Genomic DNA, 18,515 nt, shown 5'->3' with positions numbered 1-18,515 from the left:
CCGCCGACCGCGGCGAACGCGGCCGGCAGCGCGTCCCGGCCGGGCGCGGTCGCCCCGGCCGGCCAGAAGAACTCGTCGGCGTCGGCGTTGACCACCCAGTCCGCGCCGAGTTCGGCGGCCCGCCTCGCCATGCGGGTGACCCACCGGCCCTGCTCGTAGTCCTGGCTCGGTTCGCGGTGCAGTTCGAGGACGCCGGCGTCCCGGTAGGACTCCAGGATGTCCACGGTGCCGTCGTGCGACCCGTTGTCGGTCGCGATGACGAAGTCCACCCCGGCGGCGAGGTGGTGCTCGACGGTCGCCGCGACCACGTCGGCCTCGTCGCGCACCAGCAATGTCATCAGCACGCGCACGGCACGCCCCCTTGTCCCGATCCGGCACGGGCAGCGTACGGACCGCGCCGCGCGGTGAGAACGGCGAGCACACACGGCGGTTGTCATGCTGGGCGTCATGGGTCGGTGGGTCGGTTTCGCTGCGGTGCTGGCCGCGTGTGCGGCGTGTTCGACGGAGGGCGCCGGGGGCACCGCGCCCGGCACGACCGCGCCCGAGGGGCTGAAGGTCGAGGTCGTGGTCTCCGGCCTGAGCCACCCGTGGGACGTGGGGTTCCTGCCCGACGGGCGGATGCTCGTGCCGCAGCGGCCGGGGCGGATCGCGCTGGTCGACGGCGGCCGGGCGACCGACGTGGAGGCCGACCTCGGCGACGTGGCCGCCCGCGGCGAGGGCGGGCTGATGAGCCTGGTCGTGCACCCCGACTTCGCGGCCAGCGGCCTGTTCACGACGTGCTTCAACACCTCCGCCGACGTGCGGCTGGTGACGTGGCGGCTGGACGGCGCGAAGGCCACGAGGGTGAAGGACCCGCTGCTCGCGGGCCGGCCGGCGAACCCGAGCGGCCGGCACTCCGGGTGCCGGATGGCGCTCGACCGGGACGGCAACCTGCTCGTCGGCACCGGCGACACGGCCCGCGGCGCCGTGGCGCAGGACAGGGCGAGCCTCGGCGGCAAGGTGCTGCGGATCGACCTCGCCACCGGCGAGGGCGTGCCCGGCAACCCGTTCGGCGACCGGATCTACACCTACGGGCACCGCAACGTGCAGGGCGTGGCCGTGCGGCCGGACGGCACGGTGTTCACCGCCGAGCACGGCCCCGACGTGGACGACGAGGTGAACGTGCTGAAGCCCGGCGGCAACTACGGCTGGGACCCGTCACGCGGCGGCACGGTCGGCGGTTATGACGAGGACGTGCCGATGACCGACCTCGACCGGTTCCCGGACGCCGTGCCCGCCGTGTGGTCCTCCGGCGACCCGACCGAGGCGATCTGCGACGCCGCGGTCCTCGTCGGCGGGCAGTGGGGCGACCTGGACGGCGTGCTCGCCGTTACCGCGCTGAAGGGCGCGAAGGTGCTGCTGTTCACGATCACCGCGGAGGGCGGCGTGGGCGCGGTGGCCACCCCGTCCGAGCTGGACGGCACGCACGGCCGGCTGCGCGGCGCGGAGCTGGGCCCGGACGGCGCGCTCTACGTGACCACGTCGAACGGCGACGACGACAAGGTCCTGAGGATCACCCGGAACTAGCCGGAACCTCCGCGAGCCGGAACCACCCGGGAGCCGGAACCACCCGGAGCCGGCCACGAGCCACCCGGAGCCGGTCGGGACTAGCGGGTGCGCAGCCGGGGCTTGTGGTCCATGTGCGACAGGCCCTTCCAGGCCAGGTTGACCAGGTGCGCGGCGACCTCGTCCTTCTTCGGCTTGCGCACCTCCAGCCACCACTGGCCGGTCAGCGCCACCATGCCCACCAGCGCCTGGCTGTACAGGGCGGCGAGCTTGCGGTCGTAGCCCTGGCGGGAGAAGTGCAGCCCCAGGATCGACTCGACCTGGGACGCGATGTCGTTCAGCAGCGACGAGAACGTGCCGGTGGACGACGCCACCGGCGAGTCGCGCACGAGGATGCGGAAGCCGTCCGTCGAGCCCTCGATGTAGTCGAGCAGCGCGCACGCGGCCTGTTCCAGCAGCTCACGCGGGTGCCCTCCGGACAGGGCGTTGACGATGTGGTCCATCAGGTACTGCATCTCGCGGTCCACGACCACCGCGTAGATGCCTTCCTTGCCGCCGAAGTGCTCGTACACGACGGGCTTGGACACGCCCGCCCGGTGCGCGATCTCCTCGATGGACGTGACCTCGAAGCCCTTCTCGGCGAACAACGCCCGAGCCACGTCGAGCAGCTGCTCGCGCCGCTCCTTGCCGGTCATCCGCACGCGCGGCACCGGTGTTTCCCCGCCGCGCCGTCTCCCCGCCACCCAAACCACCCTAAACACCTGCCCCCCGCGGTGACCGCGAGGGGCAGGTGGTCGGTTACCTCTCGGCTGCTGCTCCGACTACTTCTTCGCGCTGATGCGGGCCAGGCGCTGCTCGTTCGGCCAGCGCACGTTGGTGGCCCAGCCGAACTTCTCGAACAGCCAGATCATCCGCGCGGACGTGTCGATCTGACCGCGCTTGACGCCGTGCCGGGCGCACGTCGGGTCGGCGTGGTGCAGGTTGTGCCACGACTCGCCGAAGCTCAGGATCGCCAGCGCCCAGACGTTGGCGGACCGGTCGCGGGCGGCGAACGGGCGGTCGCCGACCATGTGGCAGATCGAGTTGACCGACCACGTCACGTGGTGCAGGAACGCGACCCGGACCAGGCCGGCCCAGAAGAACGCGGACAGGGCGCCGGACCACGACATGGTGATGAGGCCGCCGAGGAGGGCGGGCGCGAGGAGGCTGATCGTCGTCCAGAGCGGGAACAGCTTGTCGATCCGGACCAGGTCCTTGTCGGCCAGCAGGTCCGGCGCGAAGCGCTGCGCGTTGGTCTGGTCGCGGTCGAACAGCCAGCCCATGTGGGCGTGCCAGAAGCCCTTGGCCAGGGCGACGGGGCCGCTGCCGAACAGCCACGGCGAGTGCGGGTCGCCCTCGCGGTCGGAGAAGGCGTGGTGGCGGCGGTGGTCGGCGACCCACACGATCACAGGGCCCTGCAGGGCCATGCTGCCCGCGATGGCGAGGCCGATCTTGAGCGCGCGGTTGGCCTTGAAGGAGCCGTGCGTGAAGTACCGGTGGAAGCCGATCGTCACGCCCAGGCCGGCGAGGTAGTAGAACGCCACGAACAGCGCGACGTCGACCCAGCCCAGCCCCCAACCCCAGGCGAGCGGCACTGCCGCGAGCAAAGCCAGGAACGGCACGATGACGAACACGTACACGCTGAACTGCTCGACGTGCCCACGCCGTCCTTCGATGATCGGCTTGGGTCCGCGATCCTCGGGACCTTGCGGCGTGGACCTGCTCTCCAGGGTGCTGGTCATACATCAACCTCTTGTTTTCGGGGACTACCTACGGAACCGTAACTTACGCCAGCGTAAGTTAGGTGAACCTTGACCCGCCAGAGCACCGGGCAAAGTTTTGGCGTGTTCTCAGGAATTCGGGCGTGTCGATCACGGCGGGCGCATCATTCGGCGATGGAGTTGTCGAACGTGCGACCACGGCGTCGCCGGCGGATCGCGGCCATCTCGCTCGCGGCAGTGTTGTTGCTGGTCAGCGGCAGTCTGCTGGGGTTCGGCTGGTACTACAGCGGGCAGCTGCTCGACCCGGAGAACGCCCGTCCCGGCTACCGCGACACCGTCACCGCGTCGGCTCCGGGGACCGTCTCGCTGGCGGAGTCCAGGGTCACAGTGCTCCCCGGCACATGGGGTCTCGTGTGGCCGGGCGGCGGCGCCGAGGTCGGCGAGGTGACCGGGCGGTCCGGTGGTGCGGTGGCGCGCGAGCTCCGGGGCACGCCGCCCGCCGACGGCACGCCCGTGCGGCTGGAGACCTCGGTGTGGACCAGCGACCCCCGCGCCGCCCACGGCCTCGACTACGCGGAGGTCCGGATTCCCACCGAGCTGGGTGACGCGCCGGCGTGGTTCGTCCCCGCGACAACGCCCACCGCGGCGGCTCCCACCTGGGTCGTCGCGGTGCACGGCCGTGGAGGCACGAGGGCCGAGGCCCTGCGGGTGATGCCGGCGCTGCACGCACTGGGGCTACCCGTTCTCGCGGTGACCTACCGCAACGACGAGGGCGCGCCCCGGTCGCCGGACGGCCTGTACCACCTGGGCGACACGGAGTGGCGGGACGTGGAGGCGGCCGTGCGGTACGCGCGGGACCGCGGCGCGCGGCACGTCGTGCTGTACGGCTGGTCGATGGGCGGCGCGATCGTCGGCCAGTTCCTCGGCCGGTCGGCGGAGGCGGGCGACGTGTCCGCCGTCGTGCTCGACGCGCCCGTCGTGAGCTGGACGAGGACGCTGGAGCTGCAGTCGCGCAACCGGGGCGTGCCCGAGCAGCTGGTGCCCGTCGCGGAACTCGTCTCGGACTGGCGGGCGGACCTGGACTTCGACCGCTTCGACCTGGCCGACCACCCGCCCGCCCACCGCCCGCCGACCCTGCTGTTCCACGGCGGCGCGGACGGCACCGTGCCGGTGGACGCCTCGCGCGACCTGGCGACGGCGGCGAGCCGCCTCGACTGGCCCCTCCGGTACGTCGAGGTGCCCGCGGCGGAGCACACGGCGGCGTGGAACGTGGACCCCGACGCCTACGAGAGCGCGCTGACCGAGTTCCTCCGGTCCGTCGACGGCATCGGCTAGCGCCAACCCGCCGGCGTCCCACACGTTGGCGTCGCACCCCTTGGGGGTCCTGCCCGCAGTGGCCGCCCGGCTACGCAAGGTAGTTGAATGCGCGACCGTCATGGACTTCACCGTTCTCCGAAGGCCCCTGAATTCCCGCTTCGACGGCCGCTCGCGGTCGGCATGCCGCCCGACGAAGTTCACCCTGACGTGTGACAGCTACCGTCACGAACCAGCTTGACCTGCGATAACACGTACTGTCATGATCCAATTACGGAGGGCTTGCCGCCACATGAGTGGTGGTGCTGACCTTCTCGGGGCAGTCGTGACAACATGTGTTCGCGCGGTCGGGGCGAGCCCCGACCGTTCCGCCATGGTGTAAAGGCAGCACCTCGGATTTTGGTTCCGATGGTCCAGGTTCGAATCCTGGTGGCGGAGCGAGAGGGCCGGACCACGAAGGTCCGGCTGCCCTGCGTCTGCATGGGGGTGTGAGTCGCTGCACGAGGAAGCGGTCGACGAGCAGGGCAACGTGGCGACTCCGGCTCTCCACGAGATGTCCGACGCGTGGCTGGTCGGCCGCGCGAGCGAACTCGTGGCCGTGGCCCAGAGCAGCCACCTCTCCGACCAGCTCGACGCGGCGCACGAGATCGACGAGATCCTGGCCGAGGCGCAGGGCCGCGGCGAGCCGCGGATCGTCGGCCAGCTCCTGCGCGCGGCGGCCGTGGTCCGGATCGTCACCCCCGGCCTGGTCGACCTGTCCGACACCGTCCTCGACGAGATGCTGGCGCACTGCCGGCGGCACGGCCTGCTCGTGCTGGAGGCCGAGGCGCACGCGCTGCGCGGCCGCCGCTACCTGCTCGGCGGGTTCGAGGACAAGGCTTTGTCCGAGGTCGCGGGCGGTCTCGCCATGCTGGAGGAGGACCTCACCCCCGACCCGGTCATGGACAAGCGCACGTGGGACCGGCTGCTCGCCTCGGCGTTGCAGAGCACCGGGCTGGTGCTCACCCAGCTGGGCGTCTACGAGATGGCGGACGACGTGCTGGCGCGGGCGCACAACGCGATCCGGGACAGCGCCAACCCGCACCAGATCTACGTGCACCTGCTCAACCGGGCCCGGCTGCTCATCGGCTGGGGCCTGCGGCTGGAGCGGGTCGGCAACCTCGACGAGGCCGCCGAGCGGTTCGCCACGGCGTCGGCCATCGCCACGGCCGTCGAGGGACCGTTCCGCGAGTCGCTGCACCCCGGCAGGCGTGACCGCACCGCCGCCGAGCAGGTGCCCGTGATCGGCGCGGCGCACGCGCTGGACAAGCCCGGCGCCGAGCACATCGCCCGGCTGTGGAGCCTGCGCGAGCTGGCCATGTACGCCCGCGAGCTGATCATCGTGTCGATCGCGCTGTCGCGCTGCCTGGAGATGGAGGAGCTGCCGCAGCAGGCGTTGCAGGTGCTCCACGACGCGCGCCAGCGGCTGGAGCACGACACCTCCGAACCCACCCTCATGCTGTGCCTGACCCGCGAGTTCGCCCGCATGTCCGGCCCGCACGGCGAGCGCACGACGTCCGCGCTGCAGACCTACGCCAACGCGCTGGAGGTGGAGCTGTGGCTGATGCAGGAGGCCCGCACCGCCACCCTCCTCACCCGCCGCGACCACGAGCGCCTGACCCGCGCGCACGGCGCCATCGCGCAGCAGGCGTTGCAGGACCCGCTGACGGGCCTGCCGAACCGGCGCGCGCTGGACGACCGGCTGGCCGCGCTGATCAACGCGCAGACCCACCCGATGGCCATCGCCCTGGTGGACCTCGACGGGTTCAAGGTCGTGAACGACAAGCACTCCCACGCCGAGGGTGACGACGTCCTCCGCGTGATTGCGAGCACACTCCGCCAGGCGTTGCGGGGTGACGACCTGGTGGCCCGGTACGGCGGCGACGAGTTCGTCGTGCTGCTGCCGGGCGCGCCCCTGCACGCCGCCGAGGCGGCGCTCGGCCGGGCCGTGGAGGCGGTGGCCGACTTGCCATCCGACCTGTCCAGGGGCGTGACGCTGTCCGTCGGGGTGATCTCCGTGCGACCCCGCGAGGCGGCGCACGCGGCGCTGGCCCGAGCCGACTCGGCGATGTACGTGGCGAAACGCCGAGGTGGCTGCCAGGTTGCCGCCGTGGAAGTCGAGCCCTCCTCAGACGCTTAGTATCAACACCTGGCGGGAAGCCAGGCCCCTCCCGCTGAAGGCACGCACTCAGCTAGGGAGAGCGCTGATGCTAGAGGGTGTCCCCACCCCGGTCAGCACGATCGTCCTCGCAGCGGGTGAAGGCACCCGCATGCGCTCAGCCACCCCCAAGGTGTTGCACCGGATCGCCGGTCGTTCGCTGGTGGAACACGCGGTGCGCGCCGCGGCCGGCACCGGACCGGACCACCTCGCCGTCGTGGTCGGCCACGGCCGCGCCGCGGTGGCCGACCACCTCGACAGCCTGTCCACCGCGCTGGACCGCAAGATCACCGTCGCGGTGCAGGAAGAGCAGAAGGGCACCGGCCACGCGGTCGGCTGCGGCCTCGCCGAACTGCCCGCGGACCTCGGCGGCACGGTCGTGGTGACCTACGGCGACGTGCCGCTGCTCGACGCGGACACGCTCCGCGGGTTGCTCGCCGAGCACGGCGCGCGCGGCAACGCGGTGACCGTGCTGACCGCCGTCGTGTCCGACCCCACCGGGTACGGCCGGATCGTGCGGTCGGCGGACGGTTCCGTGGAGGGGATCGTCGAGCAGAAGGACGCCTCCCCCGAGCAGCTGGAGATCACCGAGATCAACTCGGGGGTCTACGCGTTCGACGCGGCGGTGCTGCGCGACGGGCTGTCCCGGCTGTCCACCGACAACGCGCAGGGCGAGCTGTACCTGACCGACGTGCTGACCATCGCGCGGTCGGACGGGCGGCGCGTCGGCGCGCTGGTCACCGCCGACCGGTGGCTGGTGGAGGGCGTGAACGACCGCGTGCAGCTGGCCCGGCTGGGCGCGGAGCTGAACCGCCGCCTCGTGGAGCGGGCCATGCGCTCGGGCGTCACCGTCGTCGACCCGGCCACCACGTGGCTGGACGCCGACGTGCGGCTGGAGCGCGACGCGCTGATCGAGCCGGGCGTGCAGCTGCGCGCGGGCACCGTCGTCGGCGAGGGCGCGGTCGTCGGGCCGGACACGACGCTGTCGGCGTGCGTGATCGGCGCGGGCGCGACCGTCGTGCGCACGCACGGCACCGGCGCGGAGATCGGCCCCGGCGCGTCCGTCGGCCCGTTCGCCTACCTGCGGCCGGGCACCCGGCTCGGCGAGCGCGGCAAGATCGGCACCTTCGTGGAGACCAAGAACTCCGACATCGGCGCGGGCAGCAAGGTGCCGCACCTCAGCTACATCGGCGACACCACCATCGGCGAGCACTCCAACATCGGCGCGGCCAGCGTCACCGTCAACTACGACGGCGTGAACAAGCACCGGACCACGATCGGGTCCTACTGCCGCACCGGCTCGGACAACATGTTCGTCGCGCCGGTCACCGTCGGCGACGGCGCCTACACCGGCGCCGGGACCGTGGTGCGGCGCGACGTGCCGCCCGGCGCGCTGGCGGTGTCCGGCGGACCCCAGCGCAACCTGGACGGATGGGTGGTGTCCCGCCGTGCGGGCACCCCCTCGGCCGAAGCGGCGGAGCGCGCTCTGACGCCCGAGAATGAAGGCACAACCGATGAAGGGCGCTGACGTGAACCCCACGATGGCCGGGACACCCAAGAAGAACCTGATGCTCTTCGGCGGACGTGCCTACCCGGAGCTGACCGAGCAGGTGGCCAAGCACCTGAACGTGTCGGTGACCCCCCAGTCGGCGTACGACTTCGCCAACGGCGAGATCTTCGTGCGGTTCGAGGAGAGCGTGCGCGGCTGCGACGCGTTCGTCATCCAGTCGCACTGCGCCCCCATCAACCAGTGGCTGATGGAACAGCTGATCATGGTGGACGCGCTGAAGCGGGCCTCCGCGAAGCGGATCACCGTGATCATGCCGTTCTACCCCTACGCGCGGCAGGACAAGAAGCACCGCGGCCGCGAGCCGATCTCCGCGCGCCTGGTGGCGGACATGTTCAAGACCGCGGGCGCGGACCGGCTCGTGTCCGTCGACCTGCACACGTCGCAGATCCAGGGCTTCTTCGACGGCCCGGTGGACCACCTGTGGGCCATGCCGCTGCTGGCCGAGCACATCCGCGACAAGTACGCGGGCCGCGAGCTGACCGTGGTCTCGCCGGACGCGGGCCGCACCAAGCTGGCCGAGAAGTGGGCCGACACGCTCGGCGGCGCGCCGATCGCGTTCATCCACAAGACCCGCGACCCGATGCGGCCGAACGAGGTCGTCGCGAACCGGGTCGTCGGCCAGGTCGAGGGCCGGCTGTGCGTCGTCATCGACGACATGATCGACACCGGCGGCACGATCACCAAGGCCGTGGACCAGCTGCTCGCCGAGGGCGCGTCGGACGTGGTCATCGCGGCCACCCACCCGGTGCTGTCGGGCCCGGCCGTGGAGCGCCTCCAGTCGTGCGGCGCGCGCGAGGTCGTGTTCACCGACACCCTGCCCATCCCGGCCGAGAAGCGCTTCGACGCGATGACCGTGCTGCCGATCGCGCCGCTGCTCGCGCGCGTGATCCAGGAGGTCTTCGAGGACGGCTCGGTGACGTCGCTGTTCGACGGCAACGCCTGACCGACCCGGCTGGAACGGGCTCGGCGCACCGCGCGCCGGGCCCGTTCGCCGTTCCGGGAGCGGTGCCGGGAACCCCCGATTAGGCACCGTCGACCCGTCGGCCTACACTGGCCAGGTTGCCTCGGCGAGGGCGAGCATCACGCTCGGCGTGATCGACGCGGCGGTTGTGATGCCGCGCGTGTTCACCCTCCGCGCCGCCCGCCGCCGCAGGCCAACCCCCGCTTCGCCCCGCCCGACGTACCCGCCGACGTTTACCAGGCCAGACCGTTAGGAGAGCCCCACCGTGTCCGAGGTCCGTCTCGCCGCAGAGCAGCGCACCGAGTTCGGCAAGGGCGCCGCCCGCCGCACCCGCCGCGCCGGCAAGATCCCCGCGGTGCTCTACGGCCACGGTTCCGACCCGAAGCACCTGGCCCTGCCGGCGCTCGAGTTCGCCCGTGTTGTCCGCGAGCACGGTCAGAACGCAGTTCTCACGCTGGACATCGAGTCCTCCACCGAGCTGGCGCTGACCAAGACTGTCACCACGCACCCCATCAAGAACTACATCGAGCACGTCGACCTGCTGCTCGTGCAGCGGGGCGAGAAGGTCACCGTCGAGGTGCCGATCGTCCTCACCGGCGACGCCGCCGCGGCGACCCTGCTCACCCAGGACCTCACCTCGGTCCAGGTCGAGGCCGACGCCCTGAACATCCCCGAGCAGGTCGAGTACTCGATCGCCGGTCTGCCCGCGGGCACCCAGGTGCACGCGTCCGACCTGGTGCTGCCCGCCGGCACCACCCTGGTGACCGACGCCGACGCGATGGTCCTCGCGGTGAACGCCGCGCCGACCGCCGCCGAGCTGGACGGCGACACCGGTGAGGCCACCGAGGCCGAGGCCTCCGAAGAGGGCTGAGCCCATCACGTCGGGCAACTCGAACGGCACGCCTCCCCCGCCGCACGGCTGGGGTGGCGTGCCGTCGCCGTTCCTGAGCCCGGCGCAGGTGCGGTCCGCCGCGTTCCCGCGCAAGCGGGGCAAGGGCTACGACCCGGCGCAGGTGGACGCCTTCCTGCTGCGCGTCGCCGACGCCCTCGCGGGACGCGCGGTGGTGCACCCCGACCAGGTGCGGACGGTCGTGTTCACCGAGATCGCGGGCGGCTACGACCAGCGGGCCGTGGACGACTTCCTGGCCGCGCTGGAGCACCAGCTGCGGTCCGGGCACGTGCCGCCGACCACCCTGCAGACCGGTGACGCGCTGCTGGCCGTGAAACTGCCGCGCTCCCCCAACGGCTACGATCGCGGCGAGGTCGACGCGTTCCTCGGCCGGGCCGCCGCGACGCTGGACGGCCGGGGCCGGATGACCGCGAGCGAGGTCAGGCACACCAGGTTCAGCACCACGTCCGGGTTGCGGCGGGGCTACCAGGTGCGCGCGGTGGACGCCCTGTTGGACGAGCTGGAGCAGGAGTTGCGGTTCCGTGGTCGATGACGTCGCCCTGGTCGTCGGGCTGGGCAACTCCGGACCCAAGTACGAGGGCAACCGGCACAACGTCGGCTTCCTCGTGCTGGACGAGCTGGCTTCGCGCGTGGGCGGGAAGTTCAAGGCGCACAAGGGCGGCGCGGAAGTGGTGGAGGGCCGCCTGGCGGGCCGCCGGGTCGTGCTGGCGAAGCCGCGCGGCTACATGAACACCTCCGGCGGGCCCGTGGCGGGCACGGCGAACTTCTACAAGGTGCCGCCCGCGTCGGTCATCGTCGTGCACGACGAGCTGGACCTGCCGTTCGGGACCGTGCGGCTGAAGCTCGGCGGCGGCGAGAACGGGCACAACGGGCTGCGGTCGATCACGAAGTCGTTGGGCACCAAGGACTACCACCGGGTGCGGTTCGGGGTGGACCGGCCGCCGGGCCGGATGGACCCGGCCGACTACGTGCTGCGCGACTTCTCGCTGGTGGAGCGCAAGGAGCTGGCGTTCGAGCTGGACCGGGCCGCGGACGCCGTGGAGGCGTTGCTGGAGCTGGGGCTGGAAGCCGCCCAGAACAAATTTCACTGAGCACAAGTTCCACTGAGCGCGAGCTCCGCTGAGCGCCGGTTCGCGGGACTACGGGCGGCGACGCCGGCAGCTACGGGCGACCGAAGCGGGGCCGGCGGTCAGCCGCCGAGCGCGCCCCGACGTGCCGGAGCGCGCTCGGCGACCGAACGTCAGCCGGTGGGCACCAGGGACGCGGCGGCGGCCCGGCGCAGCTTGCCGGACGGCGTCTTCGGCAGGCTGCCGGGCTTGAGCACGACCACCGAGTACGGGCGCAGGCCGACGGCGTCCACGACCCGCGCGCTGATCTCCTTGCTCAACGCCCGCACGGCGTCGTCCTCGCCCGCGAGCTTCGACTCCACCACGACGGCGAACCGCTCGCGCCGGGTGCCCGCGTCCAGCCGCACGGCCACCGCGTTGCCCGCGCGCACGCCCTCGACGGCCGACGCCGCGCGCTCGATGTCCGTGGGGTAGATGTTGCGGCCGCCCATGATGATCACGTCCTTGCGCCGCCCGCAGACGACGACCTGGCCGTCCACCACGTACCCCTCGTCGCCGGTGTCCAGCCAGCCGTCGGCGTCCTGGGTGGCGAGCGGGCCGTTCACGGTGAGGTAGCCGGGGGTCACGGCCTCGCCGCGCACGCGCAGCTGCCCGACCTCGCGTTCGCCGCGCACCGCGCCCGACTCGTCGACGACCTGCACCTCGAGGCCGGGCAGCGGCGGCCCGAGCAGCGGGAACGCGCGCGCGTTGGGGCTGTCCCCCGGCACCGGAACGGCCCGGCGGCCCCCCTCCAGCTCCTCGGGGTCGACCACGTCCACCGAGAGGCCGGTGAACACGGGCGCGAACGCCACGCCCAGCGTCGTCTCGGCCATGCCGTACGCGCAGAGCACGCACTCCGGCCGCAGCCCGAACCGCGCGCCCTCGTCGGTGAACGACTTCACCGCGGCCGGGTCGATGGGCTCGGCGCCGTTCAGCGCGATCCGCAGCGTCGACAGGTCGAACGTGCCGTCGTCCACGCCCCGCATGCGGCGGGCCGCGATGGCGTAGGCGAAGTTCGGCGCGGCGGTGATGGTGCCGCGGTAGCGGCTGATCAGGTCCGGCCACAGGGTGGGGCGGCCGAGGAAGTCCGGCGGGGTGACCTTGACCAGGTCGATGCCGAACAGCATGGGCACGGTCAGGAAGCCGACCATCCCCATGTCGTGGAACAGCGGCAGCCACGAGACCATCCGGTCGGTCTCCGGGTCCAGCTCGGCGGCGACCTCCATCGCCTTCGCGTTGGACCACAGGTTGCCGTGCGTGATGCGGACCGCCTTCGGGTCCGCGGTGGAGCCGCTGGTGAGCTGGAGCAGCGCGGGCATGTCCTCGTCGACGTCGACGGGCGCGCCCAGCGGCTCGCCGGTGAGGTCGTCCAGCTTGCGGTAGGCGACGCCGTTCTGCTCCAGGACGTCCGCCAGCGCGTCGAACGGGGCGCCCAGCAGCACGAGCTTGGCGCCGATCATGGTGAGCACCCGGAGGGTGTCACCGGCCCACTCGGCGAGGTCGGTGCGGGCGGTCGGCTGGTGCAGCATGGTCGTGCTGCCGCCCGCCAGCCACACCGCCTGCACGGCGGGCGCGATGGCGGCCGGGTCGCCCGCGAGGACCGCGATCGACTCGCCCCTGGCGACCCCTCCGGCGACGAGCGCGCCGGCCATGCGGGTGGCCTGCTCGTGCACCTCCGCCCACGACCGGCGGGTCGGAGCGTTCGGCTCCCCCGTGGTCATGCCCCGCGCCCGTCCTCCGGCACCCGTAGCGGTTGCCACCATCGTGTCCACGAACCGGCTCATGACCGCCAAGGGTAGAGCGATCTTTCGACGCATTGAGCCGATAGGGCGAAACAACCGAACCGCCGTGCGGCGATACTCCCCGGTACACACTCGAAGGAGGTAATGGGTGACCGGGTTCGAGGCGCGCGCGCACCTGCCGGCACATCCGGCGCCGCTGCTGAGCGCACAGGATCTGCGGCAGGTCGCCTTCCACCGTCCCCCGACCGGTCAGCCGGGGTACGACGAGGGTCAGGTGGACGCCTTCATCGACCGCATCGAGGAGACCCTGCTCGGCCGCGACCACGTCACGGAGCAGGACGTGCGACGGGTGCGGTTCAGACCCGCGCGGCCCGGCTACGGCTACGACGGCGTCGAGGTCGACGCCTTCATGGACCTGGTGGCCGAGACGCTCGGCTCGACGCCGCAGCGGCACCAGGCGTCCGCGCCCGCGCAGGGCGCGCACGCCACGTCCACCGGGATGAGACCGGCGGCGGCCCGCCTCACCCCGCAGGACGTGCGCGCCGTGCGGTTCCACAAGCCCCGACCGGGCAACCGCGGCTACCACGAGGCCCAGGTCGACGCCTTCCTGGACCGGATCGAGAACACCCTCGCGGGTCGGGACGACCTGACCGCGCTGGAGGTGCAGGACCACGAGTTCAGCTACGCCCCGCCCGGCCAGGTGGGGTACGACGAGGACGACGTGGACACGTTCCTCGACCTCGTCGTGGTGACGCTGGAGCGCTCGCCCGCGCCGCTCGCGTCCACCCCGGTGTCCCGCTCCGGGCTCACGTCCACGCCCACGCTGGCGCCACCCCCGCCCCCGCCCGTCCGGCCGCGTCCCGGCCCCGGCACCCGCCCGCTGACCGCCCGTGACGTCCGCACCGCCGCCTTCGGCAAGCCCCCGCGCGGCCGCCGCGGCTACCACGAGGCGCAGGTCGACAAGTTCCTCGACCGGATCGAGAACACGCTCCTCGGCCAGGATGACCTGACCGCGCGCGAGGTCCGCGAGGCCCGCTTCAGCCGGCCCATGTTCGGCCGGCGCGGGTACGACGAGACCGAGGTCGACGCGTTCCTGGCGCGCGTGGAGAAGCAGCTGCGCGACGGCCCGACGCGCCCCACCTCGCTGCCGCCGATCACGTCGTGGGAGCAGCTGCGGCTGATCAAGATCCCGGTGGCGGGCCCGGCGCAGCGCGGCTACCGGACGTCCCAAGTGGACCGGGTGCTGGAGGAGGTCGGCATCGCCCTCGACGGCATGGTCGGCGCGTCGTCGGCGGAGGTGGCGGCGACGACGTTCGCCACCTCCCTGACCGCGGGGCAGGGCTACGACTGCGCGTTCGTGGACGAGCTGATGCCCCTGCTGGTGGAGGAGCTGCGCCGCCGGGGCCGCTGACCCGCGGGCGCCGTCCACACGGGACCGCGAGGCCGTCCGACGCTCCGCGGAACGACCGGGCGGCCACCAACCGCGGTGGCTGCCCGGTCGCGAACGTCAGCGGAGGGAACGGCGCCAACCCTCATCGCCCAACCCCAGCGCCCAACTCCCGCCGGCCAACCCCCAGCGCTGAACTTCGGCGTTCAACCGGCGCTCAGCCCTCGGCGGTCTCCGCGGCCGCCAGCCACTGCGCCTCGACGTCCTCGGCCTCCGCCAGCACGGCCTTCAGCTCGGCGTCCAGCGCCATCAACCGCTCCGGGTCGGTGGCGGCCTCGGCGAGCTTCGCGTGCAGCTCGGTCTCCTTCTTCTGCAACGTCTCCAGCCGCCGCTCCAGCCGCGCCAGCTCCTTGCGCGCCGCGCGCTGGTCGGCCGCCGACGACGTCGGCGCGGAGGCGGGCTTCGCGGTGGGCGCGGCGTCGACCTCCTTCTGGCGGTCACGCCGGCGCAGGTACTCCTCGATGCCGCCGGGCAGGTCGGTCAGCCCGCCGTCGCCGAACAGCGCCACCACCTGGTCGCACACCCGTTCCACCAGGTACCGGTCGTGCGAGATCACCACCAGCGTGCCGGGCCACGAGTCCAGCAGGTCTTCGAGCTGCTGCAACGTGTCGATGTCGAGGTCGTTGGTCGGCTCGTCGAGCAGCAGCACGTTCGGCTCGGCCATCAGCAGCCGGCACAGCTGCAACCGCCGCCGCTCGCCGCCGGACAGGTCGCCGACCGGCGTCCACTGCTTCTGCGACGAGAACCCGAACCGCTCGGCGAGCTGCGAGGCGGACATCTCCTGCTTGCCCAGCACCACGCGCCGCGCGACCTCCTCCACGGCCTCCAGCACCCGCATCGACCCGTCGAGGTCGTGCAGCTCCTGGCTCAGGTGCGCGAGCTTCACCGTCTGCCCCTGGACGCGCTTGCCCGTCTCCAGCTCCCGCTCGCCGGCCAGCGCCTTCAGCAGGGTCGTCTTGCCCGAGCCGTTGACGCCGACGATCCCGATCCGGTCGCCCGGCCCGATCCGCCACGTCAGGTCGCGCACCAGCGTCCGACCGGGCACGGTCAGCGTGGCGTCCTCCAGCTCCAGCACCGTGCGCCCGAGCCGCCGCTTCGCGAACGCCAGCAGCTCGACCGAGTCGCGCGGCGGCGGCACGTCGGAGATCAACGCCTCGGCGGCGTCGATGCGGTAGCGCGGCTTGGACGTGCGGGCGGGCGCGCCGCGGCGCAGCCACGCCAGCTCCTTGCGGGCCAGGTTGCGGCGCTTCTCCTCGATCGTGTCGGCCAGCCGGGCGCGCTCGGCGCGGGCGAAGATCCAGTCCGCGTAGCCGCCCTCGTACTGCTCGACCTTGCCGCCGACGACCTCCCACGTCCGGGTGCAGACGGTGTCGAGGAACCACCGGTCGTGCGTCACGACCACGAGCGCCGTGCGGCGGGCCAGCAGGTGGTCGGCGAGCCAGCGGACGCCCTCGACGTCGAGGTGGTTGGTCGGCTCGTCCAGCACGACCAGGTCGAGGTCCTGCACCAGCGCCGCGGCCAGCGCGACCCGGCGGCGCTCGCCACCGGACATCGTGCCGACCGGCGAGTCCAGCCCGAAGCCGGTGATGCCGAGGCCGTCGAGGATCGACCGGACGCGCGCGTCGGAGGCCCACTCGTGCTCGGCGTCGAAGCCGAGCGGGTCGATGACGGCGTTGCGCACGGTCGAGCCCTCGGCCAGTTCGGTGCGCTGGGTGACCACCGCCATGCGCAGGCCGCGGTTCTGGCTGACGCGGCCCTCGTCCGGCTCGGCCAGCCCGGCCAGGACCTCCAGCAGCGTCGTCTTGCCGCCGCCGTTGAGGCCGACGACGCCGATCCGGTCCCCCTCGCCGACGCCGAGGGACACGCCGTCGAGCAGCGGACGCACGCCGAACGACTTGGAGACGCTCTCCAAGTTGACCAAGTTGGCCATGTACCAGCACCTTCATCGAAATCGTGGACACCCGCGGTACGCCAGCCTAGCTATCGCCCCGGTAACGACGTCCCGCCCGGACCCGACGTAACGGCCACAACCGACACTGGGAGTCCGATGTCACAGCTCAAACGGGTCGCCGGCGTGCTGGCGGCCCTGGTGGTCGCCGGGTGCGGCAGCGCGACCGTGCCGCCCGCGACGACCGTCACCGTGACCGCGCCCGCCGACGCCGTCACCACCGCTCCTCCCGCCACGACGACCGCTCCCGCGGGCACGACCGCGCCCATCGCCACCACCGCCGCGCCCGCGCCGGCCGCCGACACGTGCACCGTCCCGCACGTCGTCGGCATGGTCCACCAGACCGCGCAGGACACCATGCAGGCCGCGGGCCTCTACCGGCTGCGGGAGGTGGACGCGACCGGTCAGGGGCGCGTGCTGGCCCTCGACCGGAACTGGACGACCACCGCGCAGACGCCGGCCGCCGGCCAGGTCGTCCCGTGCGACACCGAGGTGCTGCTGTCGGCGAAGAAGACCGGCGAGTAGGTCAGGCGTGCACCTCGGGCGGGGTCGGCCGGGGTGCCTCCTCGGTGCCGATGACGCGCGCGCCGTGCACCGGCCCCTGCGCCACGCGCACCGTCCGGCAGACGCCCGCGCCCGCCAGCTCGGCCGCCACGCGCACCGCCGAGTCGCCGTCCGTGCAGAGGAACGCGCAGGTCGGCCCCGACCCGGACACCATGCCGGCCAGCGCGCCCGCGTTCACGCCCGCGCGCAACGTGCGGCGCAGGTTGGGGCGCAACGACACGGCCGCGGCCTGCAGGTCGTTGCCCAGGAGCAGCGCGAGCTGGCGCGGGTCGCCCGACGCCAGGCCCTCCAGCACGGCCTCCGCCTCGCCGACGCGGGGCGGGTCGCCGTCCGCGCGGAGCCGGTCCAGCTCGTCGAACACCTCGGGCGTGGACAGGCCGCGCCGGTCGAACGCGAGGACCCAGTGGAACGTGTGGCGGGACAGCACGGGCACGATCCGGTCGCCGCGGTCGGTGCCCAGCGCCGTGCCGCCGTAGATGGCGAACGGGACGTCGGCGCCGATCTTGCCCGCCAGGCCGGCCAGCTCGTCCCGGCTGATCTCCAGCCTCCAGAGCGAGGCGAGCCCGACGAGCGTCGCCGCCGCGTCCGCGCTGCCGCCCGCCATGCCGCCGGCGACCGGGATGGACTTGCGGATGACGACGCGGACCTTCGGGTCGTCCGGGTCGCGGCCGACGTGCTGCGCCAACGCCCGCACCGCGCGCCAGGCCAGGTTGGACGGGCCCGTGGGCACCGAGTCGGCGCCCTCGCCGTGCACTTCGACGCCGGGGTCGTCGGCGATGGCGACGGTCACCTCGTCGGTGAGCGACAAGGCCTGGAAGATCGTCACCAGGTCGTGGTAGCCGTCCGCGCGCGGATCTCCGACGGCAAGGTGCAGGTTGACCTTGGCCGGGACGCGGACGGTGACCGGGGGTGGGACGACAGCGAGCACGCCATGAAGCGTACGGGCGTTTCCGGGTTGTCCGCTCCTACCGACCTATGACCTGCGCGGAAAGCGCCGAACCGGTGCCGGGACACGTCACCTGACACGTGCGGCGGCCCCGGCTCCGGGCCAGGGCCGGAACACGGTCGGGCCGGGGCCGGGACACGGGTCCGGGGCGGGATCGGGCCGGCCACGGGACAGGGTCGGGGAACACGGTCGGGCCGGCCACGGGACAGGGTCGGGGAACACGGTCGGGCCGGCCACGGGACAGGCTCCAGCGCGAGATCCGGGCCGGTTCGGAAAAGGCTCCCGAGCACGGGTCGGACCAGGCGCGGGACAGCCTTCCGCGCGAGATCCGGGCCAGCTCGGGAAGGCTCCCGACCACGGGTCGGGCCGGGTGCGGGAGTTGTCCACAGGTCGACGCGCACGGCCCGACATCGTCGGTCCGACCTGGCAGGATTAAAGCAGGGGTCCCCTTGGCGAGGACCCCTGCGAAGCACGCATTCCACGCCCACTCCCTGGGCCGCCCCCA

General features: G+C 72.7%; 16 protein-coding genes and 1 tRNA gene. 11 read left to right on the top strand and 6 right to left on the bottom strand.

All coding sequences use genetic code 11. The annotated features are described in order from the left end of the window. Positions 1-350, bottom strand: a 350-nt coding sequence (locus tag ACFQ3T_RS14875) for a glycosyltransferase family 2 protein (protein ID WP_380723839.1), incomplete at its 3' end; no start/stop codon positions are given. A gap of 97 nt (positions 351-447) precedes the next feature. Here ACFQ3T_RS14875 and ACFQ3T_RS14870 point away from each other — a divergent pair. Beyond that, a complete protein-coding gene (locus ACFQ3T_RS14870) occupies positions 448-1,566 on the top strand; it encodes a PQQ-dependent sugar dehydrogenase (protein ID WP_380723838.1) in 1,119 nt (372 codons plus the stop codon). An 80-nt stretch (positions 1,567-1,646) separates the two neighbouring features. Here the strand turns inward: ACFQ3T_RS14870 and ACFQ3T_RS14865 are convergent, their stop codons facing one another. Together ACFQ3T_RS14865 and ACFQ3T_RS14860 are read right to left on the bottom strand one after the other, a co-directional pair. Continuing rightward, a complete protein-coding gene (locus ACFQ3T_RS14865; RefSeq protein WP_053719425.1) occupies positions 1,647-2,240 on the bottom strand; it encodes a TetR/AcrR family transcriptional regulator in 594 nt (197 codons plus the stop codon). A gap of 126 nt (positions 2,241-2,366) precedes the next feature. Continuing rightward, on the bottom strand, positions 2,367-3,326 hold the full coding sequence (locus tag ACFQ3T_RS14860; RefSeq protein ID WP_380723837.1) for an acyl-CoA desaturase: 960 nt from the start codon (positions 3,324-3,326) through the stop codon (positions 2,367-2,369). Positions 3,327-3,479: 153 nt separating this feature from the next. Between ACFQ3T_RS14860 and ACFQ3T_RS14855 the strand changes: the two genes are divergently transcribed. The 8 genes from ACFQ3T_RS14855 to pth all read left to right on the top strand — a co-directional run bounded on the left by ACFQ3T_RS14855 (position 3,480) and on the right by pth (position 11,348). Next, positions 3,480-4,640 (top strand): alpha/beta hydrolase family protein, encoded by a 1,161-nt coding sequence (locus tag ACFQ3T_RS14855; protein ID WP_380723836.1) that lies wholly within the window; start codon positions 3,480-3,482, stop codon positions 4,638-4,640. A gap of 346 nt (positions 4,641-4,986) precedes the next feature. Beyond that, a tRNA-Gln gene (locus tag ACFQ3T_RS14850) sits at positions 4,987-5,057 on the top strand. Positions 5,058-5,148: 91 nt separating this feature from the next. Further along, positions 5,149-6,798 (top strand): GGDEF domain-containing protein, encoded by a 1,650-nt coding sequence (locus ACFQ3T_RS14845; protein ID WP_380723835.1) that lies wholly within the window; start codon positions 5,149-5,151, stop codon positions 6,796-6,798. Between the two features lie 67 nt (positions 6,799-6,865). Continuing rightward, a complete protein-coding gene (gene glmU / locus ACFQ3T_RS14840) occupies positions 6,866-8,344 on the top strand; it encodes a bifunctional UDP-N-acetylglucosamine diphosphorylase/glucosamine-1-phosphate N-acetyltransferase GlmU (RefSeq protein ID WP_380723834.1) in 1,479 nt (492 codons plus the stop codon). Positions 8,345-8,357: 13 nt separating this feature from the next. Beyond that, the gene (locus ACFQ3T_RS14835) at positions 8,358-9,329 is read left to right on the top strand and encodes a ribose-phosphate diphosphokinase (RefSeq protein WP_380723840.1); all 972 of its coding nucleotides are present in this window, start codon (positions 8,358-8,360) and stop codon (positions 9,327-9,329) included. 283 nt (positions 9,330-9,612) lie between these two features. Continuing rightward, a complete protein-coding gene (locus tag ACFQ3T_RS14830) occupies positions 9,613-10,218 on the top strand; it encodes a 50S ribosomal protein L25/general stress protein Ctc (RefSeq protein ID WP_380723833.1) in 606 nt (201 codons plus the stop codon). Between the two features lie 58 nt (positions 10,219-10,276). Next, positions 10,277-10,789 (top strand): DivIVA domain-containing protein, encoded by a 513-nt coding sequence (locus ACFQ3T_RS14825; protein ID WP_380723832.1) that lies wholly within the window; start codon positions 10,277-10,279, stop codon positions 10,787-10,789. Next, on the top strand, positions 10,779-11,348 hold the full coding sequence (gene pth / locus ACFQ3T_RS14820) for an aminoacyl-tRNA hydrolase (RefSeq protein WP_380723831.1): 570 nt from the start codon (positions 10,779-10,781) through the stop codon (positions 11,346-11,348). Before ACFQ3T_RS14825 ends, pth begins: the two co-directional genes overlap by 11 nt. Positions 11,349-11,497: 149 nt before the next feature. Here the strand turns inward: pth and ACFQ3T_RS14815 are convergent, their stop codons facing one another. Continuing rightward, positions 11,498-13,147 (bottom strand): fatty acyl-AMP ligase, encoded by a 1,650-nt coding sequence (locus ACFQ3T_RS14815; RefSeq protein WP_380723830.1) that lies wholly within the window; start codon positions 13,145-13,147, stop codon positions 11,498-11,500. 106 nt (positions 13,148-13,253) lie between these two features. Between ACFQ3T_RS14815 and ACFQ3T_RS14810 the strand changes: the two genes are divergently transcribed. After that, entirely contained in the window at positions 13,254-14,516 is a 1,263-nt protein-coding gene (locus tag ACFQ3T_RS14810) for a DivIVA domain-containing protein (RefSeq protein WP_380723829.1), read from the top strand. Between the two features lie 193 nt (positions 14,517-14,709). Here the strand turns inward: ACFQ3T_RS14810 and ACFQ3T_RS14805 are convergent, their stop codons facing one another. Continuing rightward, the gene (locus tag ACFQ3T_RS14805) at positions 14,710-16,482 is read right to left on the bottom strand and encodes an ATP-binding cassette domain-containing protein (RefSeq protein ID WP_380723828.1); all 1,773 of its coding nucleotides are present in this window, start codon (positions 16,480-16,482) and stop codon (positions 14,710-14,712) included. A gap of 117 nt (positions 16,483-16,599) precedes the next feature. Here ACFQ3T_RS14805 and ACFQ3T_RS14800 point away from each other — a divergent pair, with 117 nt between their 5' ends. Further along, positions 16,600-17,025 carry a PASTA domain-containing protein gene (locus ACFQ3T_RS14800; protein ID WP_380723827.1) on the top strand — a complete coding sequence of 142 codons (426 nt, stop codon included), beginning with the start codon at positions 16,600-16,602 and terminating at the stop codon, positions 17,023-17,025. 1 nt (position 17,026) lies between these two features. On the opposite strand, the gene ACFQ3T_RS14795 is transcribed toward ACFQ3T_RS14800, so the two are convergent. Further along, entirely contained in the window at positions 17,027-17,992 is a 966-nt protein-coding gene (locus tag ACFQ3T_RS14795) for a 4-(cytidine 5'-diphospho)-2-C-methyl-D-erythritol kinase (RefSeq protein WP_380723826.1), read from the bottom strand. Positions 17,993-18,515: the final 523 nt, after the last annotated feature.

This window comes from Saccharothrix hoggarensis, assembly GCF_042678885.1.
Classification (GTDB): Bacteria; Actinomycetota; Actinomycetes; order Mycobacteriales; family Pseudonocardiaceae; genus Actinosynnema; species Actinosynnema hoggarensis.
The sequence above is the reverse complement of the archived record's forward strand: the minus strand, read 5'-3'. Positions and strand labels throughout refer to the sequence as shown.

What these genes read in the sequence shown, in the direction of transcription:
- ACFQ3T_RS14870 (WP_380723838.1), top strand. Translation starts at nt 448, where the DNA reads ATGGGTCGGTGGGTCGGTTTCGCTGCGGTGCTGGCCGCGTGTGCGGCG.
- ACFQ3T_RS14865 (WP_053719425.1), bottom strand. Translation starts at nt 2,240, where the DNA reads ATGACCGGCAAGGAGCGGCGCGAGCAGCTGCTCGACGTGGCTCGGGCG.
- ACFQ3T_RS14860 (WP_380723837.1), bottom strand. Translation starts at nt 3,326, where the DNA reads ATGACCAGCACCCTGGAGAGCAGGTCCACGCCGCAAGGTCCCGAGGAT.
- ACFQ3T_RS14855 (WP_380723836.1), top strand. Translation starts at nt 3,480, where the DNA reads ATGGAGTTGTCGAACGTGCGACCACGGCGTCGCCGGCGGATCGCGGCC.
- glmU (WP_380723834.1), top strand. Translation starts at nt 6,866, where the DNA reads ATGCTAGAGGGTGTCCCCACCCCGGTCAGCACGATCGTCCTCGCAGCG.
- ACFQ3T_RS14835 (WP_380723840.1), top strand. Translation starts at nt 8,358, where the DNA reads ATGGCCGGGACACCCAAGAAGAACCTGATGCTCTTCGGCGGACGTGCC.
- ACFQ3T_RS14815 (WP_380723830.1), bottom strand. Translation starts at nt 13,147, where the DNA reads ATGAGCCGGTTCGTGGACACGATGGTGGCAACCGCTACGGGTGCCGGA.
- ACFQ3T_RS14805 (WP_380723828.1), bottom strand. Translation starts at nt 16,482, where the DNA reads ATGGCCAACTTGGTCAACTTGGAGAGCGTCTCCAAGTCGTTCGGCGTG.
- ACFQ3T_RS14800 (WP_380723827.1), top strand. Translation starts at nt 16,600, where the DNA reads ATGTCACAGCTCAAACGGGTCGCCGGCGTGCTGGCGGCCCTGGTGGTC.